This is a genomic window from Rahnella perminowiae (assembly GCF_019049695.1).
In the GTDB taxonomy this organism is placed as follows: domain Bacteria; phylum Pseudomonadota; class Gammaproteobacteria; order Enterobacterales; family Enterobacteriaceae; genus Rahnella; species Rahnella perminowiae.
In genome coordinates, this window is sequence record NZ_JAFMOT010000165.1 from 76,651 (window position 1) to 83,034 (window position 6,384).

Genomic DNA, 6,384 nt, shown 5'->3' on the forward strand with positions numbered 1-6,384 from the left:
GGCTTTTATGCAACCTTTGCTGCAACTGACAGGCATTGATAAAGCCTTTCCCGGCGTGAAAGCCCTTTCCGGCGCGGCGCTCAGCGTCTATCCGGGACGAGTAATGGCGTTGGTGGGGGAAAACGGCGCGGGCAAGTCCACCATGATGAAAGTGCTGACCGGCATCTATCAAAAAGATGCCGGCTCAGTACGTTTTCTGGGTAAGGAAGCGATGTTCAACGGTCCGAAAGCATCGCAGGAAGCCGGGATCGGGATTATCCATCAGGAATTAAATCTGATCCCTCAACTGACTATTGCTGAAAACATCTTCCTTGGCCGTGAGTTTGTAAACGGTTTTGGCCGTATCAACTGGAAGAAGATGTATGCCGAAGCCGATAAACTGCTGGCGCGCCTGAATCTGCGTTACAAAAGTGACCGGCTGGTGGGGGATTTATCCATCGGCGACCAGCAAATGGTAGAAATAGCTAAGGTGCTTAGCTTTGAATCCAAAGTCATCATTATGGATGAGCCGACCGATGCCCTGACCGATACTGAAACCGCTTCTTTATTTAGCGTTATACGCGAACTGAAAGCTGCCGGCTGTGGCGTGGTGTATATCTCACACCGCATGAAAGAAATCTTCGAAATCTGCGACGACGTGACGGTATTTCGTGACGGGCAGTTTATTGCAGAGCGTCCGGTCAGCGAACTGGAAGAAGACACGTTGATTGAAATGATGGTGGGTCGCCGTCTGGAGGAACAATACCCGCGTATTAATCATGAACGCGGTGCGCTGCGCCTGCAGGTGCGTGATATCAGCGGACCGGGAGTGAACAACATCAGCTTTGATCTGTACAGCGGCGAAATCCTGGGGATTTCCGGTTTGATGGGTGCCGGCCGTACCGAACTGATGAAAATTCTCTACGGCGCGCTACCGCGTAAAAGTGGTTATGTGGCGCTAGATGGCCGCGAAGTGGTGACTCACTCTCCGCAAGACGGGTTGGCAAACGGTATTGTTTACATTTCTGAAGACCGTAAGCGCGATGGTTTGGTGCTCGGTATGTCTGTGAAAGAAAACATGTCACTGACCGCGTTGCGCTATTTCAGTCACACCGGCGGGCGCCTTAAGCATGCCGACGAACAACAGGCTGTCGGCGATTTCATCCGCCTTTTCAATATCAAAACACCGTCAATGATGCAGACAATCGGCCTGCTGTCCGGCGGTAATCAACAAAAAGTGGCGATTGCCCGTGGATTAATGACGCGGCCGAAAGTTCTGATCCTCGACGAACCGACGCGCGGCGTTGACGTTGGTGCTAAAAAAGAAATTTACCAGCTTATAAACCAGTTCAAGCGCGAAGGGCTGAGCATCATTTTGGTTTCCTCAGAAATGCCGGAAGTGATTGGCATGAGTGACCGGGTTTTGGTGATGCATGAAGGTCATTTAAGCGGTGAATTCCCGATAGAACAGGCTACGCAAGAAGTGTTGATGGCAGCTGCTGTCGGCAAGCAATACGGCGTGACGCAGGAGTAATCAGATATGAGTTCTCAGACATTGCCAGCCAAAAAGCGCTGGATCAGTAAAGAGTGGTTGCTGGAGCAAAAGTCTCTGATTGCGCTGCTGGTGTTGATTGCCGTGGTTTCTTCCATGAGCCCGAATTTCTTTACGGTTAACAACCTGTTTAACATCCTCCAGCAGACGTCCGTCAACGCCATTATGGCGGTGGGTATGACGCTGGTGATCCTGACGTCCGGTATCGATTTATCCGTCGGCTCTTTGCTGGCGCTGACCGGTGCTGTTGCCGCCTCGATTGTCGGACTGGAAGTGAATGCGCTGGTTGCTGTGGGGGCTGCGCTGGTGCTGGGTGCTGCTGTGGGTGGCGTCACCGGTATGATTGTGGCCAAAGGTAAGGTTCAGGCGTTTATCGCCACGCTGGTCATGATGTTGCTGCTGCGCGGTATCACAATGGTGTATACCAACGGCAGCCCGATCAGTACCGGTTTTAATGATGTCGCTGATGTATTTGGCTGGTTTGGTATCGGTCGCCCGCTGGGTATCCCGACGCCCGTCTGGCTGATGGCTGTGGTGTTTATTGCGGCGTGGTACATGCTGCATCACACCCGGCTAGGGCGTTATATCTACGCGCTGGGCGGTAACGAATCCGCTACGCGTCTGTCAGGTATCAGCGTCGATAAAGTTAAAATTATCGTCTATTCCCTGTGTGGGTTGTTAGCCGCTCTGGCCAGTATCATTGAAGTGGCGCGATTATCCTCTGCGCAGCCGAACGCGGGTACAGGTTATGAGCTGGATGCGATTGCCGCTGTGGTATTAGGGGGAACCAGCCTGTCCGGGGGAAAAGGACGCATTGTTGGAACGCTGATCGGTGCATTGATCCTTGGCTTCCTGAATAACGGTTTGAACTTATTAGGTGTTTCTTCCTACTACCAGATGATCGTAAAAGCAGTTGTCATCCTGCTGGCGGTTCTGGTGGATAACAAAAGCAACAAATAACCTCTCCTACAGGACTTATGACCATGAATATGAAAAAACTGGCTGTCTGGGTTTCCGCTGCAGCGATCACCGCTTCTTTCAGTGCTAACGTTCTGGCGAAAGATACCATTGCGCTGGTGGTTTCCACGCTGAACAACCCGTTCTTCGTCTCCATGAAAGACGGTGCGCAGAAAGAGGCGGACAAACTGGGTTATAACCTGGTGGTTCTTGACTCTCAGAATAACCCGGCGAAAGAACTGGCAAACGTACAGGATCTGACGGTTCGTGGCACTAAGCTGATGCTGATCAACCCGACTGATTCTGATGCGGTAGGCAATGCCGTTGCGATGGCAAACCAGGCGAAAATCCCGGTGATCACCCTTGACCGTCAGGCTACTAAGGGGGTTGTGGCCAGCCACGTTGCATCGGATAACGCCTTCGGTGGTAAAATGGCCGGTGATTACATTGCCAAGAAACTGGGTGAAAACGCTAAAGTCATTGAACTCGAAGGGATCGCCGGGACGTCTGTTGCCCGTGAACGTGGTAAAGGTTTTGCTCAGGCTGCTGAAAAACACCATTTCCAGATCCTCGCCAGCCAGCCTGCTGACTTCGACCGCACCAAGGGTCTGAACGTTATGCAGAACCTGCTGACTGCACATCAGGATGTACAGGCCGTGTTCGCTCAGAATGATGAAATGGCGCTCGGTGCATTGCGCGCCCTGCAAACTGCCGGTAAAACGGATGTGCTGGTTGTTGGCTTTGACGGCACCGAAGACGGTATCAAAGCGGTTAACAGCGGTAAAATGGGTGCGACCGTTGCGCAGCGCCCTGAACAAATCGGTGTGATCGGCGTTCAGACCGCAGACAAAATATTGAAAGGTGAAAAAGTGCCTGCTGTTATCCCTGTTGATTTGAAACTGGTTGCTCAGCCGTAATACTCTTTTTATCTACGCTGTAACTGCGCCTTCTGATGGAGGCGCTATTTGACTCAGGGATCTCCACATGAAAACCGGCAAACTGGTGGTACTCGGCAGTATCAACGCTGACCACATTCTGAATATCAACCAATTCCCGCTACCGGGCGAAACGGTTATTGGCAAGCAGTATACCGTAGCCTTTGGCGGCAAAGGGGCGAATCAGGCCGTTGCAGCCGGTCGCAGTGGTGCTGATATTTCTTTTATTGCTTGTGTGGGAGATGATGATATTGGTGAGCGCGTTCGCAAGCAGCTGGCCAGTGACCATATTGACACGCAACCCATTGAAGCCATTAAAGACACTACCACTGGCGTAGCGCTGATTTTTGTGAATGCGGAAGGTGAGAATGTTATTGGTATCGATGCGGGAGCTAATAAAGCTGTTACCCCGGCATATCTTGATCGCTATAAACAGCAGGTCATCGGGGCTTCTGCTTTATTAATGCAACTGGAATCCCCTCTTGATACGGTGATTGCGGCAGCGAAGATTGCCAAAGACAACGGTACACAGGTGATCCTCAATCCGGCTCCTGCATGCGAATTGCCGGATGAATTACTTGCGCGGGTGGATATAATCACCCCGAACGAAACCGAAGCTGAAAAGCTGACGGGAATTAAAGTTGACAGTAATGAAGCTGCCGCATGTGCTGCGAAAGCTTTGCATGAAAAAGGTATCGCAACCGTCATCATTACGCTGGGCAGTAAAGGCGTCTGGCTCAGCCAGAACGGCGAAGGAAAGTTGGTGGCGGGGTTTCGCGTGAAAGCCGTCGATACAATAGCAGCAGGTGATACTTTTAACGGTGCATTAGTCACCGCGTTGCTTGAAGGTAAAACGATGGATAGCGCGGTACGATTCGCGCATGCGGCGGCGGCGGTTGCCGTGACGCGCCCTGGTGCCCAACCTTCCGTTCCGTGGCGTAACGAAATAGACGATTTCCTCGCACAACAGGAGGCCTGATTGGCCACCATGAAAGATGTCGCCCGCCTTGCGGGCGTTTCAACCTCGACAGTCTCCCATGTTATCAACAAGAATCGTTTTGTCAGTGAGTCCATCGCTGAGAAAGTGAATGCTGCCGTAGAACAACTTAACTACGCGCCTTCCGCATTAGCCCGCAGCCTCAAGCTGAATCAGACCCGTACTCTCGGTATGTTGCTGACGGCCAGCAGTAACCCTTTCTATTCGGAAGTCGTGCGCGGAGTGGAGCGCAGTTGTTATGAGCGTGGATACAGCCTCATTTTATGCAATACAGATAATGATGCAGAGCGTATGAACCGCAGCCTGGAGACGCTGTTGCAAAAGCGGGTCGACGGGTTGCTCATCATGTGTACTGAAAACCACCGGCCATCGAAAGATGCGATCAGCCGGTATCCGTCACTGCCGATTGTGATGATGGACTGGTCACCGTTTGATGGCGCGATAGATATTATTCAGGATAACGCGCTGCTGGGCGGCGAAATGGCGACGGCGTTTTTAATCCGTCAGGGATATCATCGCATCGCCTGCATTACCGGCCCGTTGGATAAAACGACTGCGCAGGAACGACTCAGTGGCTATCGTCAGGCGATGGAGAAAGCAGGTCTGAAGATTTTGCCCGGTTATGAAGTGAGTGGTGATTTTGAATTTGAAGGCGGATTAGCCGCAATGCAAAAGTTGCTGGCGCTACCTGAACCGCCTCATGCAGTTTTCGCCGGTAACGACGCGATGGCCGTTGGCGTGTATCAGGCTCTTTATCAGCGCAGATTGCGCGTCCCTGAGGATGTCGCCGTGATGGGTTACGATGATATCCAGTTAGCGCAATATATGATGCCGCCGCTGACAACAATCCATCAACCTAAAGACTCGCTGGGAGAACTGGCCGTTGATGCATTACTACATCGGTTGCAAGACCCGGATTCACAACCACAGGTATTAGTATTAACGCCGGAGCTGGTCGTGCGTCAGTCGGTGGGATCACTCATCGGTAAGTAACAGGCTCTGACATTCCAGAAGTGCTGCATTGGCATCACCGGCCAGAATGGCATCCGTCAGCCGCTGGTGATGCTCCAGCTTAATCACCTCATTGCCGGTAATTGCCCGAAAATAGCTCTGATACACTGAGCTGAATAAATTCGCGAAAGAAGTCAGGAACGGATTTTTCCCCGCTTCATAGATAAGCTGGTGAAATTGCGTATCTACTGTTATCCAACGTTCCCGATCGAAGTTGTTATGTAGCTGGCGCATCTCATACATATAGAGGGAGAGCTGATGCGTTTGCTCTTTACTGGCAGCGAGTGCCGCTAAGGCGCAGGCCTGAGGTTCGAGAGCTCTGCGCAAAACAATAAAATGTGCCATCACCTGATCGAAGTTTTCGCGGGTCATCCACCAGGTCAGTAATTCCTGATCGAGAAAGTTCCAGCTTGATTGCGGCATCACCCGGGTACCAATTCGCGGACGAGGTAAAAGCATCCCCTTGGCCGTCAGCGTTTTTACGGCTTCACGCACGGCCGTGCGGCTGACCCCAAAAATCTCTCCTAACTCATTCTCGCCGGGAAGAATGGCACCTTCCGGATATTCCCCAGACAAAATACGTTGTGCAATTTTCTCCGCAAGAAGATAAGAAAGGTTACGTTGAGCCGCTTGTTGATGCGCATTGAGTAGCATGTAAGGTATTCCTGAATGTCTTTCTCTTATTATAAAGGAGAGTTTACTCCAGGCTCCGGCTTAAAACGGGGATGTTTTTAGCGGAAAACGGTCGGTATTTATCCATTCCGGGCAAAATTGTTGGATTAATGACCGGTTGATAAAAAAAGTTAATTTAGGGGTTGCGGGCTTCTGAGAACTCCCTATAATGCGCCTCCACTGACCGGGAACAACGACTGACAAGTCGCCTGGCCAGGAAGAGAAAAAGAAGAATGTTCGAATGAATAATCTCTTGACTCTTCAGCGGGAAAACGTAATAT

At 51.4% G+C, this 6,384-nt stretch carries 6 protein-coding genes; 5 read left to right on the forward strand and 1 reads right to left on the reverse strand.

Translation table 11 applies throughout. From position 1 onward, the window contains the following. The first annotated feature begins 7 nt into the window (after positions 1 to 7). From rbsA to rbsR, 5 genes are all read left to right on the forward strand, one after another. Entirely contained in the window at positions 8 to 1,513 is a 1,506-nt protein-coding gene (gene rbsA, locus J1781_RS07565; protein ID WP_217233404.1) for a ribose ABC transporter ATP-binding protein RbsA, read from the forward strand. Positions 1,514 to 1,519: 6 nt separating this feature from the next. Beyond that, complete coding sequence (gene rbsC / locus J1781_RS07570) at positions 1,520 to 2,491, forward strand: ribose ABC transporter permease (protein WP_129954156.1); 972 nt, start codon at positions 1,520 to 1,522, stop codon at positions 2,489 to 2,491. Between the two features lie 23 nt (positions 2,492 to 2,514). Beyond that, entirely contained in the window at positions 2,515 to 3,405 is an 891-nt protein-coding gene (gene rbsB / locus J1781_RS07575; RefSeq protein ID WP_129954158.1) for a ribose ABC transporter substrate-binding protein RbsB, read from the forward strand. 67 nt (positions 3,406 to 3,472) lie between these two features. Further along, a complete protein-coding gene (gene rbsK, locus J1781_RS07580) occupies positions 3,473 to 4,402 on the forward strand; it encodes a ribokinase (RefSeq protein WP_217219511.1) in 930 nt (309 codons plus the stop codon). Then, positions 4,403 to 5,413, forward strand: coding sequence for a ribose operon transcriptional repressor RbsR (gene rbsR, locus J1781_RS07585; RefSeq protein ID WP_129954162.1), 1,011 nt, complete (start codon positions 4,403 to 4,405; stop codon positions 5,411 to 5,413). It abuts the gene before it with no gap. Here rbsR and J1781_RS07590 read toward each other — a convergent pair. After that, positions 5,396 to 6,085, reverse strand: coding sequence for a FadR/GntR family transcriptional regulator (locus J1781_RS07590; protein WP_129954164.1), 690 nt, complete (start codon positions 6,083 to 6,085; stop codon positions 5,396 to 5,398). The two genes, rbsR and J1781_RS07590, sit on opposite strands and share 18 nt — an antisense overlap. Between the last annotated feature and the right edge of the window lie 299 nt (positions 6,086 to 6,384).